This is a genomic window from Maricaulis parjimensis (assembly GCF_016817355.1).
Lineage (GTDB): Bacteria > Pseudomonadota > Alphaproteobacteria > Caulobacterales > Maricaulaceae > Maricaulis > Maricaulis parjimensis.
This window is the reverse complement of sequence record NZ_JADOTT010000002.1, coordinates 35,235-56,344: the sequence shown is the minus strand read 5'-3', so window position 1 is coordinate 56,344 and position 21,110 is coordinate 35,235. Positions and strand designations below refer to the sequence as shown.

Below are 21,110 nucleotides of genomic sequence, written 5' to 3'. Positions count from 1 at the left end.
ACCCGGGGTGTCAGCGAACCCTATCGGATGTTCACTTCTCGGGCTGAATACCGGCTGACCTTGCGGGCGGACAATGCCGACCAACCCCTCGTTCTTTTTTGGGCTTCGGGAAAATCAGGCGCTGGCGGCCTTGCTGCCGGTTTCAGCCATGGGTGACAGGGCACTCAGCTCAAGATCGAACGCGCCGTCAGCGCCGAAGCTCACCCGGCTTTTGGCGCCCACTTCGGCCTGGTGAACGCCGGTGACGGCACCCGTCGAAATCAGGCTTCCCCGGGGCAGGGCGATCCCGCGGACCTGCATCAGACGCAGAATGAATTCCAGCGCCCCGAGCGGACCGCCCGGCAGAGAGGCGGCCGTGGTTTCACCAACCGTGACACCATCAATCTCCACCTTGGCCGGCAGATCCGTTAGCGGACGGGTGCGCCAGTTCGCGATTTCCGGGCCGAGGATCAAACCGTAATTATTGCCGAAATCACTGATCACGCAGATCGGGCCCAGATCATTGATGCCCGGAAACGGGCTGGACGCGATCTCGACACCCACATGCAGGGACGCCGCAACCTCACGGGCCAGTTCCGGGGTGATCTCGGTCCCGACGGGCACGTCCGCACCCAGCTTGACGACGAATTCCGCCTCGACCGCAGCAAACCCGTCGGCAAAAACCGGCATGTCGTGGAGCTGGCCTTCCGTATGGGAATGCACCAAGTCCGCAAAGATGGGCCCCACCAGTCGCTCCGCCCCGACCGCTTCGCGGAAATCGGGGGGCACAAGGCCGATCTTCCAGCCCGCAACCGCGTCCGGCCAGCGCGAAATGGAGTAATCCTGGATCTCGTAACCTTCCGCCATACTGCCGGGCAGCGTGCCGGGATATTGCGGCAGGCCAGCCGCCTTTCGGCGAGCCGACACGAAGGCATCCGAGATGGATTTCTGGTTAGGCGTCAAAGCGTGCATTCCCCGGTTTTCCTCGCCTTGTTGTGCGGCGGGTTGGTCTGACGAAGGGGCTTGAACCGCCTTCGTTTTGGGTTACGGTTCCAAAAAAGGAAACCGGTGTCATTTTTCACGGTATTCCCTCAAGATCAAGCCGCAAGCACAAATCTGCGGCCAGCAATTGGGGCGCTGCAGGGGTATAAGGGCAGGCCCGGGAGGAGACGGACATGTTGAGAAGCGCTTTGCTCATTGGCGTTTGCGCCATCGCGACCGGTTGCAGCGATACGCCGCAGCCCGATACCGCCCTTGAAGCCCCCGCATCACCGCACGCCGCAACGTCAGACAATCACGCGGCGGCCCCGCAGATCATCGCCTTCCCGGGCGCAGACGGTTTCGGACGTTACGCGGTCGGCGGTCGCGGCGGCCGGGTCTACACAGTCACCAATCTCAATGACAGCGGACCGGGCTCCCTGCGCGAGGCCGTCGAGGCCGAGGGGCCGCGCACGGTCGTATTTGCCGTCTCCGGCACCATCCAGCTGGAAGACCGGCTGACGATCGAGAATGACAATATCACCATCGCCGGACAGACCGCTCCAGGCGCCGGTATTGCGCTGCGCGACTATCCGCTGCGGATCAATGCCAACAATGTCATCGTGCGCTATATCCGCTCCCGGATCGGTGGCGAAAGCCTGGTCGAGGATGACAGCATTTCCATCGTCGGCGGCTCCGACATCATCGTCGATCACGTCTCGACAAGCTGGGCCATCGACGAAGTCCTGTCCTCCTCGCAGAGCTTCCGCGGCCTGCCCGGGCAGAAACACCTGACCAATCTGACGGTGCAATGGTCGATCATTTCCGAGGGCCTGTATGATGCCGGCCATGAAAAGGGCGACCGCGCTTATGGCAGCCTGATCCGGGGCAATAATGGGGCCCGCTATTCCTGGCACCACAATCTGTGGGCCAACAACCATTCCCGCATGCCGCGCATCGGCAATTACGCGACGCCCTTCGATGATCCGGACGGGCTGCTGATCGATTTCCGCAATAATGTCTTCTACAATTGGGGACATGGCGCGCAGACCGATTTTTGGGACTGGGTGCCGGAAAGCGCCTCCTTTGATCCCAGCCAGCACATGGGCCTGAACCAGCCGCCGCTCTATGGCCGCGAGGGCACGGATTTCCACTATGCCGCCGGTACGGATCTCGATCCCGCCTCGGTCGCCCGCTACAATTTCGTCAATAATGCCTATGTCCAGGGCCCCGACACGCTGGGTCCGATCATCTTCTACATGCGCAACACGACGGGGCGCGCCTATTTCGCCGGCAATACGATGGATGGCGAACTGGGCGAGCAAATGCCCATGCTGCGCTCCGCCGCCCATGAGCTGAGCTGGGTGGATGAACCCTATGATGTCGTCTTCGGCGAGACCCAGACCGCGCTGGATGCCTATGAGGCTGTCCTCAATGGGGTCGGTGCCTCGCTGTGGCGCGATGCCGTGGATGAGCGCGTGATCAATGATGTCCGCAATGGCACGGGCCAGATCATTTCCTCCGAAGCGGAAGTCGGCGGATGGCCGGACCTGCCCGGTGGTGATCCGCGCCCGGACAGCGATGGGGACGGCATGCCGGATGCCTGGGAAGAAACCCATGGCCTGGACGCCGCCGATCCCGCCGACGGTGCGCTGGACAGCGATGGCGACGGCTACACAAATCTGGAAGACTGGCTGAACAGCCTGGTCCCGGCGAACGGATAACGCTGCGGATCCGGGGAGGAGACGCCATGATCAACCGACGACATCTGATTGCCTCGGGTGCAGCCCTGGCTGTAGCCGGATGCGGTCGCGGCGAACGCGCCCTGAATTCGGCCGACGCCCATGCGGCGGACTATCCGACCGTTCAGGGCGTGCAAGCGATGGCCGACATGATCGCCGAACGGTCCGGCGGCCGGCTGTCGATGAAGATCTTTGCCGGCGGACAGCTGGGCTCCGAGCGTGACACGCTGGAACTCACCGTGTTCGGCGCGCTCGACCTCAACCGGGTCAATCTGGCGCCGCTCAACTCGATTGCGTCGGAAACCGTGGTTCCCGCCCTGCCCTTCCTGTTCAATTCGATCGACCATATGCGCCGCTCCCTGGATGGCGCACCGGGTCAGGCCATCCTGGATTCGCTGGAACCGCACGGGCTGATCGGGCTGTGCTTCTATGACAGCGGTGCCCGCAGCTTCTACAATACGCGCGGCCCGATCATGGAACCGGCCGACCTGCAGGGCCTGAAGATCCGCGTGCCCAATTCGGACGTCTATGTCTCCATGGTCGGTGCTCTGGGCGCCAATGCGACGCCCATGTCCTTCGGCGAGGTCTATCAGGGCCTGGTCCAGGGCGTGATCGACGGGGCCGAGAATAACTGGCCCTCCTATGAGGCCACCCGGCATTTCGAGGCGGCCCGCTATTACTCCCTGTCACGCCATGTCATGGCACCGGAAGCCCTGGTCATGTCCAGGCGCAGCTGGGACCGGTTGTCACCGGACGATCAGGACCTGTTCCGCCAGGCGGCCCGCGACAGCGTGCCGGTCATGCGGGCGCTGTGGGATGCCCGGGTTGATGCCTCGCGGCAGCGCGTGCTGGATGCCGGCATCCAGGCCAATGAAATCCCCGATATCGGTGCCTTTTCCGAACGCATGGGCGATGTCTGGGACCGGTATGTGACCAGCGATGTCCAGCGCCGCCTGGTCGAGGATATCCGCAATATGGGGGCCGCGGTCTGATGTCTGCCATTGCCCATTTCCTGCGCCTGGCCAGTCGCAGCCTGCTCGTGCTCGGCGGGATCGGCCTGAGTGTGATGACACTGATCATCGGCTGGCAGGTCTTCGCCCGCTATGTCCTCAATGCCAGCCCGTCCTGGTCCGAACAGGCCTCGCTTGTGCTGATGATCTGGTATGTCTCCTTCGCCGCAGCCGCCGGCGTGAAGGAAGGCTTCCACATCCGCATTTCCGCCCTGGTGAATGCCCTGCCCTCCGGCCCGCAGAAACTGATCAATATCGGTGCCCAGCTCGTGGTCGCCCTGGTCGGTGTCGCCATGGCCGTCTGGGGCGGGGAGTTGATCACCCGCACCTGGGAACATGTCATCCCGACCCTGGGTATTCCGCGCGGCGCGGCCTATCTGCCCCTGCCCGTTTCCGGTGCCCTGATCACCCTGTTCGCGCTGGAAAACATCCTGGAAATCCTCAATCCGGCCGCCGCCGGCGAAACGGAGGCGTAGGCATGGAACTCGCCATTCTCCTCGGAGTTCTCACCCTGCTTCTGGTCTGCGGTGTGCCCGTCGCCTTCTCCCTGCTGGGCGCGACCCTGGTCACCTTTTTCTTCATGGATTTGCCGGCCATCGGCGTGTTCCAGCGCATGGCGGGCGGGATGAGCGTGTTCTCGCTCATGGCCATTCCCTTTTTCGTCTTTGCCGGCGAACTCATGCACCGATCCGGCATCGCCGAAAGACTGGTCAGGGTGGCTGAAGCCGCCTTCGGCCGGGCGCGGGGCGGTCTGGGTCAGGTCGATGTCGGCGCCTCCATGCTGTTCGGCGCTGTCTCTGGTTCGGCCATTGCCTCGGTCTCGGCCATGGGATCCACCCTGATGCCGATGATGAAGTCGCGGGGCTATGACGCGGACTATGCCGTCAATGTCACCTCGACCTCGGCGATCTGCGGCCTGCTGATCCCGCCCTCGCACAACATGATCATCTATGCGGCCGCGGCGGGTGTCGGCGTGTCGATCGGCGAGCTTTTCGTGGCCGGGATCGTGCCGGGCCTGCTAACCGGCGGCGCCCTGATGGTGGCGGCCTGGGCCGTCGCCGTGAAGCGCGGTTATCCGCGCGGCGAATTCCCGGGCTGGATGGTCTTCCTGCGGGCCCTGATCATGGCGCTGCCGGGCCTGATGACCGCGATCATCATCGTCGGCGGCGTATTGGGTGGTTTCTTCACCGCCACGGAAAGCTCGGCCATTGCCGTCATCTACACGGTCGCCGTGGCGGCCCTTCTGTATCGCTCCATGGGGGCGAAGGCCTTTCTGGAAGCGGCCGTGCAGGCCGTGCGGACCACCGCCATGGTCCTGCTCATCATCGGTTCGGCCTCGGCTTTCGGCTGGACACTGGCCCTGCTGGAAGCGCCGGCCCAGCTGGCCAGCCTGATCACCACGCTGACCGACAATCCGATCCTGATCCTGCTGATCATCAATGTGATCTTGCTGGTGCTGGGCACCTTCATGGACATGTCACCGCTGATCGTGATCACCACACCCATCTTCCTGCCGATCGTTTCGGGCCTGGGGATGGACCCGGTCCAGTTCGGCGTGGTGATGATGCTCAATCTGGGGATTGGCCTGGTCACGCCGCCCGTGGGCTCTGTCCTCTTCGTGGGCTCCGCCATCGGCAAGGTCCCGGTGGAAGAGACCGTGAAGACGATCTGGCCCTTCTACGGCGCACTCTTCGTGGCCCTGATGGCAGTGACCTATTTCCCCGCCATCTCGATGAGCCTGGTCAACCTGATGCGCTAGCTCCAATTGGCCTGGGCCTGCCGGGTCCGCGCAACAAGCTCGACCATGCCCAGCGTCGCAGCGTGAGCGACCATGCCGACGGACCACCACAGGGTCGGCCATTTCATGATCCAATAGCCGGATGTGTCCCCCAGGCTGATCGCTGCAAAGACCGCCATGCCGATGACATAACCGGCGAAGTGGATGCCAACCGACAGGCGCAAGCCAGACACGACTTTCGCGTCCTTTTTGCGAACAATCTCGGCCGCCTCGGCCTCCGGATCGATGCACAGCGCCAGGACCTCGACACCGAAGGCCGCCGCCAGCGCCATCAGCGTGTCCTTGGAGGCGGGCTCGCCCTTCTCGATTCGCTGCAGGGTGCGCAGGCCGATACCGGCCAGTTCAGCCAGGTGCTCCTGCGACCAGTGCCGCTCTTCGCGCCAGCGTCTGATCTTCGCTGCGTCTGCCTTGAAGGCCATGAAACTCTCCTTGCGGGCTGTTGTAATCCGATTGCCCCGGAAGACCACCTCCCGCGCCGCGCCGCCACGCCAGTCTTGCGTCACGGACCCGCCAGACACCCGCCAGTGACACGCCAGACAGAAAAAGGGCGGCCCGACCGAGCCGCCCTCTTCACAATCCGATGTCCGCAGGGACTAGTCCTTGGAACCGCCAAACAGCGTTTCCAGGTCGATATCATCATTGGACTTGAACTCGTCTTCCTGCTCGGCGTGCAGGTCTTCCTGGGCCTTGAGCGTATCGGCAAGCATTTCCGGATTTTCCTCTTCCAGCTTGCGGCGGCGGGCCGAAGCCTTCTTCACCTGCTCGTCGAGGTCGATCTGGGTGCACAGGCCGAGCGAAACCGGATCGGTCGGCTTGATATTGGCGGAATTCCAGTGCGTACGGTCCCGCACGGCACCGATCGTCGTCTTCGTCGTGCCGATCAGTTTGGAGATTTGCGCGTCGGACAATTCCGGGTGGTTGCGGACAAGCCAGGCGATCGCGTCCGGACGGTTTTGGCGGCGCGACAGCGGCGTATAGCGCGGACCGCGGCGCTTGGACGGGGAGTGGAGATCGGCATATTTCGGCTTCACCACCGTCATCTGGTAGTCCGAATTGGCTTCGGCCTTCTCGATTTCCTCACGCGTCAGCTGACCGTTGGAGATCGGGTCAGCGCCCCGCACGCCCACGGCCACATCACCGTCAGCAATGCCTTTGACTTCCAGCGGGTGCAGGCCGCAGAAACCGGCGATCTGGTCAAAGGTCAGCGACGTGTTGTCGACGAGCCAGACAGCCGTGGCTTTCGGCATCAGGATCTCGGTCATGGATTCCCTCTTCGTTGGGGAGAAACAAAAAAAGCCCGACACGGCGGCCGGGCTTGGGCTTCCGACGCTCTGAAGTGGCGGAGCCAGTCTCAAAGCGATTTGAGACTTTTATATCGCGTTTTCGCGTTACTGGAAAGCGGTCAGGGCGGAGATTGTCAGCAGGTCAGAAGGATCTTTCCCGAGTGCTGGCCACTATCGAGACGTTCGTGCGCCGACGCGGCGTCAGCGAGCGCAAACCGGCTGTCGACGACGGGGATCACCTGGCCGGCCTCGATCCAGGGCCAGACCGTCTTGTGAATGGCCGCCGCCAGCCGCGCCTTCTCCTCGACCGGCCGGGCCCGCAGGGTGGAGCCCGTCAGGGTGATCCGCTTCAGCATGACACGCATCAGGTCCAACTCGCACCGGCTGCCCTGCAGGAAGGCGATGGAGACAATGCGGGCGCCGGCCCGGGCGCAATTGATGTTCTTCTGCACATTGCTGCCGCCCACCATGTCCAGGATGACATCGGCGCCGCCGGCCTCGTTCACAACAGTCTCGAAGTCTTCCTCGCGGTAATTGATCGCGATATCCGCGCCGAGCTTGCGGCACAGAGCAAGCTTGTCCGGTGTCCCCGCCGTCGCGATCACACGGGCTCCGTGCGCCTTGGCCATCTGGATGGCGGTCGTGCCGATCCCGCTGGTCCCGCCATGCACAAGGAGTGTTTCATCCCGCGACAATGCGCCAATCTCGAACACATTCGTCCAGACCGTGAACACGGTTTCGGGCAGTCCGGCCGCATCGACGAGATCAACGCCGGAGGGGGCCGGGAGAACGGAACCTGCTGGGGCCACCACATGTTCGGAATAACCGCCGCCAGCGACCAGTGCGACGACCGCATCACCGATCGTGTGCCCCGTTACGCCTTCCCCCAGAGCCACGACATGTCCGGAAACCTCCAGCCCCAGGCCTTCCGGAGCACCGGGCGGCGCGGGATAGAAACCAAGCCGCTCGATCTGGTCCGGGCGATTGACGCCACAAGCGGTGTTCCGGATCAGGATTTCGCCCGGCCCCGGTACCGGAATGTCCCGTTCCACCAGCTCCAGCACGTCCGGACCACCGGGCTCGCGGGTTATCACGATATGATTGATCTGGGGCTGGGACATGGGAATAGCTCCGCTCTCGCGCTATATGATCGGGCGAACCGCAACAAACAGGTGGGACGGTCATGTTTCATGATGAAGATAGCGCCGCCGGTGCCAAGGCCAAGCACACGATCACACCGGGCGAAGACCTCTCGGAGCTTTCTCTGGAGGATCTGGCGGAACGCAAACGCCTCCTGCAGGAGGAAATCCTGCGCATCGACGCGATGACTGAGAAAAAACAGGCCGGACGGTCCGCTGCCGACGCCGTGTTTAAGTTTTGATCAAACTCTTTTGGGAAGCTGGCCCGCGGATTGCTTTGATTCGTTCGAACCCTGAGATCGACCGATAAACGGACGCGTGATGACTGATACGACGCCGACCCTCTTCCCCGCCGGGGGCGCACCTGCCGCCCGAGCCCAGGATTTTGCCAATTCGGAGATGTTCCAGAAACTCTTCCGGGAAGGCATGGATCTGGTCGAGGAGACAGCCGCCTATCTGGATGGGCCGGGCCGCGACGATTCCAAATCGCTCGACCGCGCCGGCGCCCTGTCCTACGCCACCGAGAGCATGAAGCTCACCACACGCCTGATGCAGGCCGCCTCCTGGCTGCTCGCCCAGCGCGCGGTCTCCGAAGGTGAAATGAGTGCCGAGGATGCCACGGACGGCAAATACCGTCTCAGCACCGACAAACCGACCGATGGTCTCTGGCCGGAAGGCGAAGACGCACCGCGCACGCTGATGGATCTGGTGACCCGGTCACGTCGTCTCTATGAGCGGCTGAAGCGGATCGACGACAATCTCTACATTGATGGTCTGGTCGAAGCCGACAGCAATCCCGTTGCGGATCAGATGGCCATGCTGCGCGGCGCTTTCGGCGACCGCTAGAAGTCCGGTTCCAGCTCGGAACGACGGTGCGGCAGCATGATGAGCTCAGGCTCGACATGCTGCACATTGTCAACGGTCAGGGACGGATAGCGCACTTCCACGCGAACGACGAAATCAATGTCCGCACTCTCGATGCGGAACGGGATCATACTGACCTGGACGGGGCGTGAGCGCCCTTCGCGGGTCAGCATGGCCATCGCCTGGACGCCCTCAAGCTTGCCGTCAAACAGACCCGCCTTCTCCAGCTCCGCCAGCTGGGCATCGACCTGTTCACCGAACAGTCCGCGCAGGGGACGTCCGACATCATCGGCACGCAGGAAATCTGTGCGGGCCTCCAGACCTTCACTGACCAGCTCGATATGGACAGTCCCATCACGCCGCGCCATCAGGAAAGCAACGTTGGGACTGGAGCGGACACTCTGTTTGAGGGCGCGCAGAAAGCGCTCGGGCGGGGTCTGGGCCAAGCGGCGAAGCAGGCGGCGCTGGGCGCTCTCCGGTGGCTCTGCAACCCCGCGCTCCCATTGACTCACACTGGCTTGGCTTACGCCCAATTGCCGCGCGAGGACATCCTGTTTGAGGTCCTCAAAATAGCGCAATTCCTTGATTTTTCTTGCCCAGTCCATGCCCCAAACACGTACTTTTATTGTGTATTTATCACACTTGCCTTGTGCCCGGAAGGCTATGCGAAATCCAGCGTTATTTTACTAGTCCGGGAGAGGAGTGCCGAAGTTTCGCCCTCCGTGCATAACAATCTCTCAATACTCACCTGAAAGGCGTCGAACGTGGTGACCTCCGGACTGGCGAACCAGGGCGGACGCGCCGACTCTCCGGGCTTGCGCCGGACATGCACATTCCAGCCATCGAACAGGCGGTCTCCAACTTCCACCAGACCGGCCAGCACGACTTTCTCGTGCCGGGCATCCGTCTGGATCCTTGAGAAAGTCCGCGTCAATGTCGAGCGAGGTCCTTCGAGGACCTGCACGAAAAGGTCGTCATCGACGATCAGGACACCGCTGAGCCCGTCGCGGGGATTGTTGCGGCGTCCCGCTTCCAGAATGTTCTCCAGCATCCGCTCGGCATCGGCCGGGTCTGTACCCTGCCAGCGCCGCCGGCTGAAATAGAGCAGTCGGGACAGCAGCATCAGCCAGCGGCCCGGGTCTGTTCGAGAAAGCCATGCACTTTCTCGCGCAAGGAGGTCACGGCCTGGCGAACGCTCTGGGCCTCCGCCTTCACGAAGTCGGAGGACTGGGAGCATTCGCGCACGCTTTCCTCCAGTTTCGCGGAAGACTTGGCTCCGGCCGCATTGCCCGTCGCGGCTTCATTCGCGCTCCGAACGATTTCACGGATCGCGGAAGACTGCTCCTCGATCGCAGCATTGATGCTGACCGAGGCCTCATTCACCGCGTCGATGGTCTGGCGGATATTGCGGATCGCATCGCCGGCCGTGGAGGCACCCTGCTGCACGGCCCCGATCTGCTGGCTGATCCGCTCCGTCGCGTTCGCCGTCTGCTGGGCCAGATGCTTCACCTCTCCCGCGACAACGGCAAAACCGGCACCGGCTTCGCCGGCACGGGCGGCTTCAATGGTGGCATTGAGCGCGAGAAGATTGGTCTGTTCGGCGATGTCCTGGATCAGACCGACAATATTGCCGATCTCCTGGGCAGCGCCGTTCAGCGTGTCCATGACCTGGCCGGCAGAGCCAACCTGATCCACCGCTTCCCGGGCCCGGTCGCTGGTCTGGTTGACCTGACCGGAAATTTCATCGACCGCGCCGCGCATCTGCTCGGCCGCAACAACGACAGACTGGACATTCTGGGACGCAGCCTGGGCTTCGCGCGAAGTGGTTGCCGCATCCTCCAGCGAGGCATTGACGGCCTCGCCGACCCGGCCCGCCAGCTCGTCCAGGCGGTTGGAGGTGTCGGCCAGCTCGTCGAGCGTCGCCGAAACATTGGCATCCAGCGTATCGGCCACGCGAACCCGCGCTTCACGGGCCTGGGCCTCACCGGCTTCCAGATAGGTTGAAAGCGCCAATTCCATATCCAGGAAGACCGCCCGGATCAGGGCGTCCACCCAGGCGTCCGCCTTGTCCTCCTGCCCGCGTGAAAACAGCCCGCGACGCGCGCCCGCCTTCATCGCGCCCCGGACCAGATGGGATGCAATCCCGGCATAGCCGGCGACATAGATGCGCGGCTCCAGTCCGATCTCGCAATGGACCTCGCCAATCCTTCGGACATTCTCGAAATAACAATCATCAAACTCGCCGGACAGGATTGATTGCCAGTGGGAGATCTGATGCTGTTTGGCATGATCGCGATGGGCGTCATCCCGGAAGAACTCCGCGACGCCCGGCGCGCGGGACAAAGTCGCGTAGAATTCTGTCAGTGCGCCTTCCAGAACACTGGGCAGGACATCCTGCATGTCGCACAAGCTGTCGCGCGTCTCTGCGGTGATCGCAAAATTGGAAATGCGTTCGGCCTTGAGCTGATCAGACATGGCCCTTCCCCTTGGTGGCTTATTTCAACCGACGGTGAAGAAAACGCGGTAAACAGCTCCTTAATGACCCCCAAATTACTAAAATAATTCAGTGACTTGCTAGTAAAATAGTAGTTTCATCGAGCAACAACGATACAATTATGCAAGCTTGGACACGAAAAAGCGCGGCACCTTCCGGTACCGCGCCTTTGCATGACAAGTTTTATGCGCGCTCTGTCGCGCGTCAGGCTCAGACGAAGCCTTTGAACTTGTCCTTGAAGCGGGACACGCGGCCACCGCGGTCCATCAACTGCTGATTGCCGCCGGTCCAGGCCGGGTGAGACGTCGGGTCGATATCCAGGGTCAGGACATCGCCTTCCTTGCCCCAGGTCGACTTGGTCTGAAACTCGCTCCCGTCGGTCATCTTCACGGTGATGACGTGGTATTCGGGATGGATATCCTTTTTCATCGGTCCGGCTTTCTTTCATCCGCCGCGCCACACCGATCCACAGCCGGGCACGCAGCTCAATAAACTCAGGAGCGGGGCTGATACAGGATGTGCGCGAAAAGGGCAAGCAGGCTTGTGAGTCTTATGGAATGCGCCGGACCGGACCTTGGATGGGGGCCGCAATGTGTGTATGCTTATACATACATCCAGCGAGGCCGCGATGAGCGATCCGGACTACACGCAACCAAGCCGCCGCAAGCGCACCAATCTGACCGTGCGCGAAGACATCATGGCCGAAGCCAAGGCCTTGGGCCTGAATACCTCACGCGCCGCGGAAGCCGGTATAGCCGCCGCAGTGAAGGCCGAGAAAGAACGCCGCTGGCTGGAAGAGAATGCCGACGCAATCAAGGCCCACAATGAGCGGATCGAGCGGGAGGGCATGTTGTTGCCAACGCCTTGGTGGGCCATTCCCAAAGACGACTGATGGCACGGTTCGACCTCTACAGGGTGCACAACTGGCCCATTCCGTTGCTGGTCGATGTTCAGGCAGACTTTCTCGATGACCTGTCCAGCCGGGTCGTCATTCCGCTCAAATCACAGGCGAACACGTCGGGCCCCGACCTTCCCCGGCTGACACCGACCCTGATTATTGAAGGCCAGCCCTATTGGCTCATGACCAGCGAGATCGGCGCCCAACCACTGAGGTGGCTTGGCCAACCCGTCGGCAATATCCGCCAGCATCGCGACACGATCACCGCCGCGATGGACTTCCTGTTCCAGGGGTTCTGAACCGACCTAGCGCGAGGTCAGTTTCAGCTCGATCCGGCGATTGCGGGCATTGGCTTCGGCCGTGCGCCCCTCGGCGATCGGGTAGTGCTCACCGAAACCGGCGGCTACGAGCCGGTCGGAGGGCACACCCAATTCCTCGAACCAGTTCACCACCGAGATCGCCCGCGCGGCAGAGAGGTGCCAGTTGGACGGATATGTCGTGCGGATCGGCACCGGATCGGTATGGCCATCAATCCGGATCACCCATTCCAGGTCCTCCGGGATTTCTTCGGTCAGCTGGATGATCGCATTGGCGATCGGGCGCAGGCTCTCGCGCCCTTCACTGGACAGGGCTGCCGAGCCGGACGGGAAGAGGACATCGGTCTCGAACACAAAACGGTCCCCGACCACGCGGACCCCCGTGCGGTTGCCCAAAATGGCCTGGAGACGCCCGAAGAAGTCGGACCGGTAAGCGGCCAGTTCTGCAGCCCGTTCGGCCAGGGCCGCATTCAGGCGGCGCCCCAGATTGACGACCTGGGCCTCAGCCTCTTCCGCCCGCTGTTCAGCGGCATCCAGCGCTGCATTGAGCGTGGCGATCTGGTCGCGCAGGACCTGCATCTGCTGGTTCAGCAGGGCGAGAGCCCGCCGGCTGGATTCGGAAAGTTCCTGTTCTGCCGTCAGCTCGGCCTGGAGCTCGGCCGCCTGGCTGGTGGCCAGGGTGAGCGCGCCCTGCAGGGCATCGCGCTCTTCTTCCAGACCGGTGATGGTCAGTTCCAGCTGGGCATTCTCGTCGCGGGCAATATTCAGCTCGTCGGCAAGCTGGGCGAGCTGGGCATTGAGATCGGCCAGCTGGTCGTCACGATTGGTCAGGGCACGGGACAGGGCGAACTGACCCGCTACGAAGATCGCCAGCAGGAAGATGATGACGAGCAGAAGCGTGGCCAGGGCATCGACGAAGCCGGGCCAGTGGTCGCCATTATCGGCTTCCTGGAAACGCGCGAACCGGGGCGAAGACATGGCTTACTCCCCTCCCCGCTCCCGCTGTTGCAGGGTTCGGATCAGGACCCGGATTTCATCGCGCAGGGCGCGGGCCGCCTCTTCATTGGAGGCACGGCTGTCATCGGCAAAGCGCTGCAGCGTGGTGTCGAGCTGGCGGGTATGACGTTCCAGCGTGTGCGCCAGCCGGTCCAGCGTCTCGGCCGTCTGCTCCAGCAAGGCACCAACATATGCGGATGACACTTCACCATCGCCGTCCGTGGCCGGACCCGCCGCCGCCAGGCGGGAGATGGAAGAGAGCCATTCCTCAATCTCATTGTAGAAACGGTTCTGGGCGCGCCCGGCCTGCAGATCGAGGAAGCCGATCACCAGCGAACCGGCCAGACCGAAGAGCGAGGAGGCAAAGGCGGTGCCCATGCCCTGGATCGGCTCTTCAATGGCCGACATGAGGCGCATCACATCCGCTTCACCGCCGGTGGAGCTTTCCGTCACGGCGCGCACGGCCTCACCGACATCACCGACCACCTGCAACAGGCCCCAGAACGTGCCCAGCAGGCCAAGGAAAATCAGCAGGCGGCCGAAATAGCGGGTAAAGGCGCCAGCCTCCGCCATGCGGGCAGCCACGGAGTCGAGCACGGTGCGGACCGAGCCGGCGGAGAGGGAGACTTTCTTGCCCGTCGCCCCGATCATCGACGCCATGGGCGCGATCAGCGCCGGCGGACGACCCAGAGCGGCGGGGTCTTCGGAAGAACGGAAACGCATCAGCCAGCGCGCCGCCGGACCGATCCCCAGCGCCTGGGCATAGGTGTAGAGCACGCCGATCACCAGAACGCCGATGATCAGGCCATTGATCGCCGGATTGGCCAGGAAAGCCGCTTCCAGCGGGCCGATCAGGAAGACGGCCAGCGCGATGACCACGGCGGTGAACATCGCCATCCAGATGATGTAGCGCCACGGGCCGGTGAAACGCACTTCCGGTGCCGTGTCACGCGGCTCATCATTCCGGTCCAGTACAGGCATGCTTTCCCCTTATGGCAGCGTACGACCTTCCTCACCCCCGATTGGGACATTTTGGAGGCGAGGTCAAAGCCTTCATTCCCGCCGTCCCGCTTCGGACGTGGAAACCCGCGCGAAACATTATCCGATCTGGAAACAATAAGCTTCCGCTCTCCGGACTTATTTCCACCCGGGGCAGACCCATTTCCCGGATCAGGATTTTGCCCCCACAGGGCCCCGAAACAGGAGTGGAACCATGTCCTCTGCAAACCGGAACCGCGTTCTGCGGATCGATGCCAGCATGCGCCGCGACGGCTCGCAATCACGCGCCCTGACCGATCGTGTGATCGAACGATTGCGCGCCGCGCAGCCGGATCTCAAAGTCCAGGTCCGCGACTTGGCCGAGCCGGGCCTGCCCTTCATCGATGAAGCCTGGATCAATGCCAATTTCACCGACCCGGCCGAACGCAATGATGATCAGAAAGCCGCGCTGGCCCGCTCTGATGCTCTCGTCGAGGAGCTGCGCCAGGCCGACACGATCGTGATCGGCACGCCCATCTACAACTACACCATCCCGGCAGCCCTGAAGGCCTGGATCGACATGGTGGTGCGGGCCCGCGAAACCTTCCGCTACACCGAAGACGGTCCGGAAGGCTTCCTCAAGGGCAAGCGCGCCATCATCGTCTTTACGTCCGGCGGCACGGATCTGGGCGGGGAGAATGACTTCGCGTCAGACTATCTCCGCTACATCCTCGGCTTCATCGGCATCACCGACATCGACTTCATCAATGCCGGCGGGCTGGCCTTCGGTGCGGATGAGCGTGTGGCGGCCGCGAGCGAAACCATCGAGACGCTCGCGGCATAAGCCGGATTACTTGGCGGCGATGAGGCGCTTGTTGAGTTCGCCCAGCATGGCCTCATTGCCCGCCACGATATTGCCGGTGCGCAGGATATCCTCGCCACCATCAATCTCGGCGACAAAGCCCCCGGCTTCCTTCACCAGGACAATGCCGGCAGCAATGTCCCAGGATTTCAGATTGCGTTCCCAGAACCCGTCATAACGACCCGCAGCCACCCAGGCGAGGTCCAGCGCGGCTGAGCCCATGCGGCGGATGCCGGCGCAATGCGGCATGATCTGATGCAGTTCTTTCAGGAAGGAGGCATGCCCCGTCTTGCCCAGGAAGGGCATGCCGGTGGCAAACACGGCTTCATCGAAATGCTTGCGGTCGGCCACGCGCAGGCGGCGATCGGCCAGCCAGGCACCCCGGCCCTTTTCCGCATGGAACATCTCGTCAGTGGCCGGATTGTAGATGACACCCGCCACCAGCTCTCCCTCACGCTCCAGCGCGATGGAGATGGCGAAATGCGGCATGCCATGCAGGAAGTTCAGCGTGCCGTCGAGCGGATCGACGATCCAGCGGTGGGAGCGGTCCGACCCTTCCACAATGCCGCGCTCTTCCATCAGGAAGCCATAGCCCGGGCGGGCCGTGGTCAGGCGGTCATAGATGATGTCCTCGGCCTTCTTGTCTGCCACCGAAACAAAGTCCGCCGGCCCCTTGCGGGAGACCTGCAGGTGTTCGATGTCGCGGAAGTCCCGGTTCAGCGACCGCCCGGCGCGGGCAGCCACTTCGGTCATCACGGTGAGGAGGGGAGAGAGCGCACCCATGACGGATCAGTCCGCGCGGCGGACGTAGGAACCGTCCTCGGTCGCGACGATGACCTTCTCGCCAACACCCACGAAAGGCGGAACGGAGGACCGCACACCATTGTCCAGAATGGCCGGCTTGTAGGAATTGGCCGCGGTCTGGCCCTTAACGACCGGCTCGGTCTCGGCAACTTCCAGGGTGACGTGCTGCGGCAGGGAGATGCCGATCGGACGCTCTTCGTGGAATTCCACGACCACGGTCATGCCTTCCTGCAGATAGGCCGCACGATCTTCACCGACGAAATCCTTCTGCAGCTCGATTTGCTCATAGGTCTCGCTGTCCATGAAGGTCAGCATGTCGCCGCTGTCGAACAGGAAGGTGTGGTCCTTCTGTTCCAGACGCACGCGCTCGACCTTGTCGGCGGCGCGGAAGCGTTCATTCAGCTTGCGGCCATCGAGCAGGTTCTTCAGCTCGACCTGGGCGAAAGCGCCGCCCTTGCCCGGTTTCACGTGATCGGTCTTCACCGCCACCCAGAGCGTGTCCTGGTGCATCAGCACATTGCCGGGACGGATTTCATTGCCGTTGATTTTCATGAACTCACCTGTCGAGCCGAGAGCAAGACGCGCCGGCCCCTGCCGCGCGCTGCCGCCAAATTTGGCGCTCTCCTATCAGTGAGGACGCAGAACGGCAAGCGACGGGCCGATATCGCCTCAGTCGGTTTCACCCAATTCGCGCATCCGCGCCTGAACATCCAGGGGCAGAACCCGCTCGAGCGCCGCCTGCAGGCGGTCGCGATCCGGATTGTGGACCGGCACGCCCATCACATCGCTGGCCGCCGCAACCGCCCAGCGATAGGCGGTTTCAAGATCCTGCTCGACACCTTCACCCTGGGCAAGGACGAAGGCGTAAAGATACTGGCTTTCCGCATCACCGCCCCGGGCCCCTTCGCCGAACCAGTGTGCCGCAGCGCTGCGATCCATCTCGCCGCCGCGGCCCTGATAGAGCATCAGCCCGTACTGGCCCTCCGCCGGGGCATAGCCGCTTTCCGCGGCAATGCGCAGCCAGCGGCGTGCTTCGACATCACCGGCCGGCCCGCCTTCGCCATCCGCCCACATCATGCCGGCCTGGAAGGCGCCTTCGGCGATATTCGCTTCGGCAGCCCGTTCAAACCAGACCCGGGCGCCTTCCGCATCGCGCGGACCGCCCACACCTTCGTCCAGCATCATGGCCAGCTGATACTTGGCCTCTGCGGAGCCTTGCTGGGCCGCGCGCTCCGCCCATTCACGGGCCAGGACGGCTTCCTGCGGAATGCCGGAGGTTTTCAGGGCGAGCGCATAGGCGACCATCGCATCGATATGACCGGCGCGCGCGGCCCGATCGAACCAGCGGCGCGGCGTACCCAGGCCCAAGCTTTCATCACCCAGCCGGGCCAGCAGGCCGAGCTGATAGAGCGCAACCGGGTGATCGGTTTCGGCCGCCCGGCCGAACCAGTCGGCGGCAGCGGGAATATTCTGGGCCTGACCGACACCATCGCGCGCCATGATGCCCGCCAAAGCGGCCGCATCGGCCTGGCCCGCCACCGCCGCCGTCTCGGCATAACGGCGCGCCAGCACCCAATCACCGCCCATATAGGCGATCTGGGCGCGGTACCAGGCTTCATCCACCGGCGTCATTTCTGACGGCAATTCCGCCGCCTCCGCGTCCAGCCCGTCGGCCGCAGCATCCTGCACGTCCTGCGGCAGCAGGATCAGCTCGTTCGGAAAAGCCGGCGCTTCCTCGCTGTCCGGTGCGGTCTGCGCGAGACTGGCCGGAGCAAAAAACACAAGGGCGAAGCTGGAGAGAAAACGCGTGATCATGTCAGTCTTTCAGCGCCGGGATGGGGTCCGGGTCAAGTGACAAGGCCGTCATCCGGTCCGGACCAGTCTCAGGCCTCACACAGCGCGTTGAAGGCCTTGACGGCGGCTTCCGGTCCATCCGGATGCTGCCAGACGCCACCGCACACGGCGAGAAAGTCCGCACCGGCCGCAATCAGGGGCGCCGCATTCTCGACCGTGATCCCGCCAATCGCGACACAGGGCAGCTCGAACAATTCGGTCCACCAGGTGAGAACATCGGGACTGGCCTGATGGGCGACATCCTTCGTGGCGGTCGGGTAGAAGGCGCCGAACGCGACATAGTCGGCCCCCGCCTCGCCAGCGACCATGGCCAGGTGGCGGCTGTCATGGCAGGTCACGCCCACCGTACGATCCTTGCCCATGATGGCACGGGCCGCTTTCACCGTTCCGTCCTGCTGGCCGATATGCACCCCGTCACACCCCAGCGCGTCCGCCAGTTCCGCGTCATCATTGAGGATGGCAGCGACACCGCGGGCCTGGGCGATCCGGATCAGGTCGGGCGCCAGCTTGCGGATGTCGGCCTGGTCGTGATCCTTCAGGCGGATCTGCAGGGCCGCCACCTCACCCGCATCCAGCGTATCGGCCAGGCGGGCCGCAAAGCCGGCATCAATACGGGGGGGCGTAATCAGGTAAAGCTGACTGGTCATGGCGGGCCTTGTGACAGCTGACCCCGGACGTGACAATGAATTTTTCCCGGGAAATTCCGCGTGTTCATCACCGCTTCATGTTCAACATTACAGTGTGCATTCCAGATCGATCATTGTAGGCTCGATTACCCATAACGCTTGAGGGGATATCCAAATGATGAAAACAATTCTCGCCGCCACGGTTGCTGTCGCTGCTTGCGCCGGTGCGTCCTTCGCCCAGGACTGGTCGCTGAACCCGACCTTCGGCTCCACCACCCTGTCCGCCGGTTTCGCGCCGGACCCGTACACCGTGTCGATCACGGCGGGCGGCAATATCGACGCCGGCTCTGCGCTGGGCGGTTCCTGCCGCGGCATGATCGCCAACGCTCCGGACTATCGTCTGAACTACAACGCCGGCAGCCTGCCGCTCTATATCGGTGCCCGCTCCAATGCCGACACGACCATCGTCGTCAACGCGCCGGACGGCCGCTGGTACTGCAATGACGACGCCAATGGCCTGAACCCGCAGGTCTGGTGGTCCAACCCGCAATCCGGCCAGTACGACATCTGGATCGGCACCTATGGCTCCGGTTCCGGCATGGCGTCCTCGACGCTGACCATTTCCGAGCTGGGCCACTAGTCGGATTGCCAGCGAAAGCGGGCACCGGTTTCGCGGTTCGGCAAACCGACCACCAAGAAACCAGACCAAAGCTCAGCTGAAACGAGAACGGGGCCCCGCGGGGCCCCGTTTTTTGTTGGGAAGATTTCCCGTTTTTCCTTCAATGCTTAGGCGGACTGTCCTAACGTCCCGCCGCGCGACGTCGCGCATTTTCTTCAAGGGGGAACATGATGTTCAACAAAATCGCAGCCACGGCTGCTGTCGCCGCTCTGGCCCTGTCGGGTGCCAGCTTCGCTCAGGACTGGTCGCTGAGCCCGAATTTCGGCACGGCCTCGCTGAGCGCCGGCTTTGCGCCGGACCCGTACGGCGTCGAAGTGGTCGCCGGTGGTTCCATCAATGCGTCAAATGTCGGCTGCGCCGGCATGATCTCGAACGCTCCGGACGTGCGCCTGCAATGGAGCGGCGGCCGGATCACGATCGGCGCCACCTCCGGTTCCGACACCACACTGGTGGTCAACGCCCCGGACGGGTCCTGGTATTGCTCCGATGACGTGAACGGCTTCGATCCGGCCCTCGTCATGTCCGGCTCCGGCCAGTACGACATCTGGGTGGGCGTCTATGGTGGTGGCACGGCCAACGCCACGCTCTACTTCACCGAATTCTGATCCGGTTCACACCGCTCAAACGGAAACGGGGCCCCGCGGGGCCCCGTTTTTTGTGTTCGGCATTCAAAAAACGACTGACTTAGGCCAGTTCTTTTTCCATGTCCGGCTCGTATTCGCCCAGCGCGGCCAGACCATTCATCTTGGCGCGGTGGTTGAAGGCTGCCATGCCGGCCGCGACATTCTCGGGCTTGCCGGCCCAGGCGGCCAGCGGTGCGGCCTGCAGGGCGCGGCCATAGGAGAAGGTCAGCGGCCAGGGCAGGTCGTAGGAGCCGTTCATCAAAGACAGGTGATGCGTGGCTTCCTCGTCGGACTGGCCGCCCGACAGGAAGGCGATGCCCGGAACAGCGGCCGGCACGCAATTGGCCAGGCACTGGACGGTCATGTCGGCGACTTCTTCCGGGCTGGCGCGATCAGCGGCCTTGGTGCCGGAGATCACCATGTTCGGCTTCAGGATCGTGCCTTCCAGCACGACGCCCTGATCGAACAGTTCGCGATACAGCGTCTTCAGCGCGAACTCGGTGACTTCATAGCAGCGCTCGATCGAGTGATCGCCGTCCATGATGACTTCCGGCTCGACGATCGGAACGATATTGGCTTCCTGGCAGAGCGCGGCGTAACGGGCCAGGGCATGCATGTTGGTGTTGATGCAGTATTGGGACGGGATGCTCTCATCACCCTGGGCCCCGATATTGACCACGGCCCGCCATTTGGCGAAGCGCGCACCCAGCTCGTAATAATCGGCCAGGCGGTCACGCAGCCCGTCCAGGCCTTCCGTGATGGTCTCGCCTTCGGCACCGGCCAGCGGCTTGGCACCCGTATCGACCTTGATGCCCGGAATGGAACCGGCATCCTGGATCAGCTTGACCAGCGGCGTGCCATCCTTGGCGGTCTGGCGAATGGTTTCATCATACAGGATGACGCCGGAAATCCGCTCGGACATGGCCGGCTCGGTGCGGAACAGCATTTCGCGCCAGTCGCGCCGATTGTCCGGCGTGGAGTCCAGATTGATCGAGGCAAAGCGCTTGCCGATCGTGCCGGTGGATTCGTCCGCGGCGAGGAGACCCTTGCCGGGTGCCACCATGCCACAGGCGATTTCGTTGAGTTGATCGAGATCCATCACATCTACCCCAGTTCGTGATCTGCTTCCGCGGCGCGGACCCCAGGCCCGCCCAAACTGTCGTCCGGACCGTTGTAATACGGTGCG

Annotated in this window: 26 protein-coding genes; 11 read left to right on the top strand and 15 right to left on the bottom strand. The window is 63.1% G+C overall.

The genetic code is table 11. From position 1 onward, the window contains the following. Window positions 1-114: 114 nt before the first annotated feature. Entirely contained in the window at window positions 115-951 is an 837-nt protein-coding gene (locus I0K07_RS03910; RefSeq protein ID WP_203291525.1) for a 2-keto-4-pentenoate hydratase, read from the bottom strand. A 203-nt stretch (window positions 952-1,154) separates the two neighbouring features. On the opposite strand from I0K07_RS03910, the gene I0K07_RS03905 reads away from it, so the two are divergent. The 4 genes from I0K07_RS03905 to I0K07_RS03890 are packed head-to-tail and all read left to right on the top strand — an operon-like array spanning window position 1,155 to window position 5,468. Further along, window positions 1,155-2,681: a pectate lyase family protein gene (locus I0K07_RS03905; RefSeq protein WP_203291524.1), complete on the top strand. Its 1,527-nt coding sequence runs from the start codon at window positions 1,155-1,157 to the stop codon at window positions 2,679-2,681. A gap of 26 nt (window positions 2,682-2,707) precedes the next feature. Then, window positions 2,708-3,691, top strand: coding sequence for a TRAP transporter substrate-binding protein (locus tag I0K07_RS03900; RefSeq protein ID WP_203291523.1), 984 nt, complete (start codon window positions 2,708-2,710; stop codon window positions 3,689-3,691). Further along, entirely contained in the window at window positions 3,691-4,185 is a 495-nt protein-coding gene (locus tag I0K07_RS03895) for a TRAP transporter small permease (protein WP_203291522.1), read from the top strand. Before I0K07_RS03900 ends, I0K07_RS03895 begins: the two co-directional genes overlap by 1 nt. A 2-nt stretch (window positions 4,186-4,187) precedes the next feature. Continuing rightward, window positions 4,188-5,468, top strand: coding sequence for a TRAP transporter large permease (locus tag I0K07_RS03890; RefSeq protein WP_203291521.1), 1,281 nt, complete (start codon window positions 4,188-4,190; stop codon window positions 5,466-5,468). Here the strand turns inward: I0K07_RS03890 and I0K07_RS03885 are convergent. The 3 genes from I0K07_RS03885 to I0K07_RS03875 form a co-directional block, all read right to left on the bottom strand. After that, entirely contained in the window at window positions 5,465-5,926 is a 462-nt protein-coding gene (locus I0K07_RS03885; RefSeq protein WP_203291520.1) for an XRE family transcriptional regulator, read from the bottom strand. The genes I0K07_RS03890 and I0K07_RS03885 overlap by 4 nt on opposite strands. Window positions 5,927-6,100: 174 nt before the next feature. After that, entirely contained in the window at window positions 6,101-6,769 is a 669-nt protein-coding gene (locus I0K07_RS03880; protein ID WP_203291519.1) for a DUF1013 domain-containing protein, read from the bottom strand. Window positions 6,770-6,924: 155 nt separating this feature from the next. Continuing rightward, complete coding sequence (locus I0K07_RS03875) at window positions 6,925-7,911, bottom strand: NAD(P)H-quinone oxidoreductase (RefSeq protein ID WP_203291518.1); 987 nt, start codon at window positions 7,909-7,911, stop codon at window positions 6,925-6,927. A gap of 62 nt (window positions 7,912-7,973) precedes the next feature. Between I0K07_RS03875 and I0K07_RS03870 the strand changes: the two genes are divergently transcribed. Both I0K07_RS03870 and rcdA read left to right on the top strand, forming a co-directional pair. Continuing rightward, window positions 7,974-8,171 (top strand): DUF1192 domain-containing protein, encoded by a 198-nt coding sequence (locus I0K07_RS03870; RefSeq protein ID WP_203291517.1) that lies wholly within the window; start codon window positions 7,974-7,976, stop codon window positions 8,169-8,171. Between the two features lie 79 nt (window positions 8,172-8,250). Continuing rightward, complete coding sequence (rcdA, locus tag I0K07_RS03865; protein ID WP_203291516.1) at window positions 8,251-8,775, top strand: protease adaptor protein RcdA; 525 nt, start codon at window positions 8,251-8,253, stop codon at window positions 8,773-8,775. Here the strand turns inward: rcdA and I0K07_RS03860 are convergent. The 4 genes from I0K07_RS03860 to rpmE all read right to left on the bottom strand — a co-directional run bounded on the left by I0K07_RS03860 (window position 8,772) and on the right by rpmE (window position 11,716). Then, window positions 8,772-9,398 carry a helix-turn-helix domain-containing protein gene (locus I0K07_RS03860; RefSeq protein ID WP_203291515.1) on the bottom strand — a complete coding sequence of 209 codons (627 nt, stop codon included), beginning with the start codon at window positions 9,396-9,398 and terminating at the stop codon, window positions 8,772-8,774. The genes rcdA and I0K07_RS03860 overlap by 4 nt on opposite strands. 56 nt (window positions 9,399-9,454) lie before the next feature. Next, window positions 9,455-9,916 carry a BLUF domain-containing protein gene (locus tag I0K07_RS03855; protein WP_203291514.1) on the bottom strand — a complete coding sequence of 154 codons (462 nt, stop codon included), beginning with the start codon at window positions 9,914-9,916 and terminating at the stop codon, window positions 9,455-9,457. After that, entirely contained in the window at window positions 9,916-11,268 is a 1,353-nt protein-coding gene (locus tag I0K07_RS15950; RefSeq protein WP_203291513.1) for a globin-coupled sensor protein, read from the bottom strand. Before I0K07_RS15950 ends, I0K07_RS03855 begins: the two co-directional genes overlap by 1 nt. A gap of 229 nt (window positions 11,269-11,497) precedes the next feature. Then, entirely contained in the window at window positions 11,498-11,716 is a 219-nt protein-coding gene (gene rpmE, locus I0K07_RS03845) for a 50S ribosomal protein L31 (protein WP_203291512.1), read from the bottom strand. Between the two features lie 169 nt (window positions 11,717-11,885). Here rpmE and I0K07_RS03840 point away from each other — a divergent pair, with 169 nt between their 5' ends. Both I0K07_RS03840 and I0K07_RS03835 read left to right on the top strand, forming a co-directional pair. Then, window positions 11,886-12,179, top strand: a complete 294-nt coding sequence (locus I0K07_RS03840) for a type II toxin-antitoxin system CcdA family antitoxin (RefSeq protein ID WP_238934507.1) — start codon at window positions 11,886-11,888, stop codon at window positions 12,177-12,179. Next, window positions 12,179-12,484: a CcdB family protein gene (locus I0K07_RS03835; RefSeq protein ID WP_203291511.1), complete on the top strand. Its 306-nt coding sequence runs from the start codon at window positions 12,179-12,181 to the stop codon at window positions 12,482-12,484. The genes I0K07_RS03840 and I0K07_RS03835 overlap by 1 nt, the downstream gene beginning before the upstream one ends. A 6-nt stretch (window positions 12,485-12,490) precedes the next feature. Here the strand turns inward: I0K07_RS03835 and I0K07_RS03830 are convergent, their stop codons facing one another. Together I0K07_RS03830 and I0K07_RS03825 are read right to left on the bottom strand one after the other, a co-directional pair. Beyond that, window positions 12,491-13,480, bottom strand: a complete 990-nt coding sequence (locus I0K07_RS03830) for a peptidoglycan-binding protein (protein ID WP_203291510.1) — start codon at window positions 13,478-13,480, stop codon at window positions 12,491-12,493. A 3-nt stretch (window positions 13,481-13,483) separates the two neighbouring features. Then, a complete protein-coding gene (locus I0K07_RS03825) occupies window positions 13,484-14,479 on the bottom strand; it encodes a hypothetical protein (RefSeq protein ID WP_203291509.1) in 996 nt (331 codons plus the stop codon). A 232-nt stretch (window positions 14,480-14,711) separates the two neighbouring features. Here I0K07_RS03825 and I0K07_RS03820 point away from each other — a divergent pair, with 232 nt between their 5' ends. Continuing rightward, entirely contained in the window at window positions 14,712-15,320 is a 609-nt protein-coding gene (locus tag I0K07_RS03820; RefSeq protein ID WP_203291508.1) for an FMN-dependent NADH-azoreductase, read from the top strand. Between the two features lie 6 nt (window positions 15,321-15,326). On the opposite strand, the gene I0K07_RS03815 is transcribed toward I0K07_RS03820, so the two are convergent. The 4 genes from I0K07_RS03815 to thiE form a co-directional block, all read right to left on the bottom strand. Continuing rightward, the gene (locus I0K07_RS03815) at window positions 15,327-16,121 is read right to left on the bottom strand and encodes an inositol monophosphatase family protein (protein ID WP_203291507.1); all 795 of its coding nucleotides are present in this window, start codon (window positions 16,119-16,121) and stop codon (window positions 15,327-15,329) included. Window positions 16,122-16,127: 6 nt separating this feature from the next. After that, on the bottom strand, window positions 16,128-16,694 hold the full coding sequence (efp, locus tag I0K07_RS03810; RefSeq protein WP_203291506.1) for an elongation factor P: 567 nt from the start codon (window positions 16,692-16,694) through the stop codon (window positions 16,128-16,130). Between the two features lie 117 nt (window positions 16,695-16,811). After that, the gene (locus I0K07_RS03805) at window positions 16,812-17,957 is read right to left on the bottom strand and encodes a tetratricopeptide repeat protein (protein ID WP_203291505.1); all 1,146 of its coding nucleotides are present in this window, start codon (window positions 17,955-17,957) and stop codon (window positions 16,812-16,814) included. Window positions 17,958-18,025: 68 nt separating this feature from the next. Further along, window positions 18,026-18,643: a thiamine phosphate synthase gene (thiE, locus tag I0K07_RS03800; protein WP_203291504.1), complete on the bottom strand. Its 618-nt coding sequence runs from the start codon at window positions 18,641-18,643 to the stop codon at window positions 18,026-18,028. A 154-nt stretch (window positions 18,644-18,797) separates the two neighbouring features. Between thiE and I0K07_RS03795 the strand changes: the two genes are divergently transcribed. Together I0K07_RS03795 and I0K07_RS03790 are read left to right on the top strand one after the other, a co-directional pair. Beyond that, window positions 18,798-19,262: a peptidase S1 gene (locus I0K07_RS03795; protein ID WP_203291503.1), complete on the top strand. Its 465-nt coding sequence runs from the start codon at window positions 18,798-18,800 to the stop codon at window positions 19,260-19,262. A 206-nt stretch (window positions 19,263-19,468) separates the two neighbouring features. Beyond that, on the top strand, window positions 19,469-19,906 hold the full coding sequence (locus tag I0K07_RS03790; protein ID WP_238934505.1) for a peptidase S1: 438 nt from the start codon (window positions 19,469-19,471) through the stop codon (window positions 19,904-19,906). Window positions 19,907-19,985: 79 nt separating this feature from the next. Here the strand turns inward: I0K07_RS03790 and I0K07_RS03785 are convergent, their stop codons facing one another. Then, window positions 19,986-21,023, bottom strand: a complete 1,038-nt coding sequence (locus tag I0K07_RS03785; RefSeq protein ID WP_203291501.1) for a class I fructose-bisphosphate aldolase — start codon at window positions 21,021-21,023, stop codon at window positions 19,986-19,988. Window positions 21,024-21,110 lie beyond the last annotated feature (87 nt).

Coding starts and splice junctions, on each gene's coding strand:
- I0K07_RS03805 (WP_203291505.1), bottom strand. CDS start 17,957: ATGATCACGCGTTTTCTCTCCAGCTTCGCCCTTGTGTTTTTTGCTCCG.
- I0K07_RS03900 (WP_203291523.1), top strand. CDS start 2,708: ATGATCAACCGACGACATCTGATTGCCTCGGGTGCAGCCCTGGCTGTA.
- I0K07_RS03895 (WP_203291522.1), top strand. CDS start 3,691: ATGTCTGCCATTGCCCATTTCCTGCGCCTGGCCAGTCGCAGCCTGCTC.
- thiE (WP_203291504.1), bottom strand. CDS start 18,643: ATGACCAGTCAGCTTTACCTGATTACGCCCCCCCGTATTGATGCCGGC.
- I0K07_RS15950 (WP_203291513.1), bottom strand. CDS start 11,268: ATGTCTGATCAGCTCAAGGCCGAACGCATTTCCAATTTTGCGATCACC.
- I0K07_RS03795 (WP_203291503.1), top strand. CDS start 18,798: ATGATGAAAACAATTCTCGCCGCCACGGTTGCTGTCGCTGCTTGCGCC.
- I0K07_RS03830 (WP_203291510.1), bottom strand. CDS start 13,480: ATGTCTTCGCCCCGGTTCGCGCGTTTCCAGGAAGCCGATAATGGCGAC.
- I0K07_RS03815 (WP_203291507.1), bottom strand. CDS start 16,121: ATGGGTGCGCTCTCTCCCCTCCTCACCGTGATGACCGAAGTGGCTGCC.
- I0K07_RS03790 (WP_238934505.1), top strand. CDS start 19,469: ATGATGTTCAACAAAATCGCAGCCACGGCTGCTGTCGCCGCTCTGGCC.
- I0K07_RS03875 (WP_203291518.1), bottom strand. CDS start 7,911: ATGTCCCAGCCCCAGATCAATCATATCGTGATAACCCGCGAGCCCGGT.
- I0K07_RS03835 (WP_203291511.1), top strand. CDS start 12,179: ATGGCACGGTTCGACCTCTACAGGGTGCACAACTGGCCCATTCCGTTG.
- rpmE (WP_203291512.1), bottom strand. CDS start 11,716: ATGAAAAAGGATATCCATCCCGAATACCACGTCATCACCGTGAAGATG.
- I0K07_RS03910 (WP_203291525.1), bottom strand. CDS start 951: ATGCACGCTTTGACGCCTAACCAGAAATCCATCTCGGATGCCTTCGTG.
- I0K07_RS03820 (WP_203291508.1), top strand. CDS start 14,712: ATGTCCTCTGCAAACCGGAACCGCGTTCTGCGGATCGATGCCAGCATG.
- rcdA (WP_203291516.1), top strand. CDS start 8,251: ATGACTGATACGACGCCGACCCTCTTCCCCGCCGGGGGCGCACCTGCC.
- I0K07_RS03825 (WP_203291509.1), bottom strand. CDS start 14,479: ATGCCTGTACTGGACCGGAATGATGAGCCGCGTGACACGGCACCGGAA.
- I0K07_RS03890 (WP_203291521.1), top strand. CDS start 4,188: ATGGAACTCGCCATTCTCCTCGGAGTTCTCACCCTGCTTCTGGTCTGC.
- I0K07_RS03885 (WP_203291520.1), bottom strand. CDS start 5,926: ATGGCCTTCAAGGCAGACGCAGCGAAGATCAGACGCTGGCGCGAAGAG.
- I0K07_RS03870 (WP_203291517.1), top strand. CDS start 7,974: ATGTTTCATGATGAAGATAGCGCCGCCGGTGCCAAGGCCAAGCACACG.
- I0K07_RS03840 (WP_238934507.1), top strand. CDS start 11,886: ATGCTTATACATACATCCAGCGAGGCCGCGATGAGCGATCCGGACTAC.
- I0K07_RS03860 (WP_203291515.1), bottom strand. CDS start 9,398: ATGGACTGGGCAAGAAAAATCAAGGAATTGCGCTATTTTGAGGACCTC.
- I0K07_RS03880 (WP_203291519.1), bottom strand. CDS start 6,769: ATGACCGAGATCCTGATGCCGAAAGCCACGGCTGTCTGGCTCGTCGAC.
- efp (WP_203291506.1), bottom strand. CDS start 16,694: ATGAAAATCAACGGCAATGAAATCCGTCCCGGCAATGTGCTGATGCAC.
- I0K07_RS03855 (WP_203291514.1), bottom strand. CDS start 9,916: ATGCTGCTGTCCCGACTGCTCTATTTCAGCCGGCGGCGCTGGCAGGGT.
- I0K07_RS03905 (WP_203291524.1), top strand. CDS start 1,155: ATGTTGAGAAGCGCTTTGCTCATTGGCGTTTGCGCCATCGCGACCGGT.
- I0K07_RS03785 (WP_203291501.1), bottom strand. CDS start 21,023: ATGGATCTCGATCAACTCAACGAAATCGCCTGTGGCATGGTGGCACCC.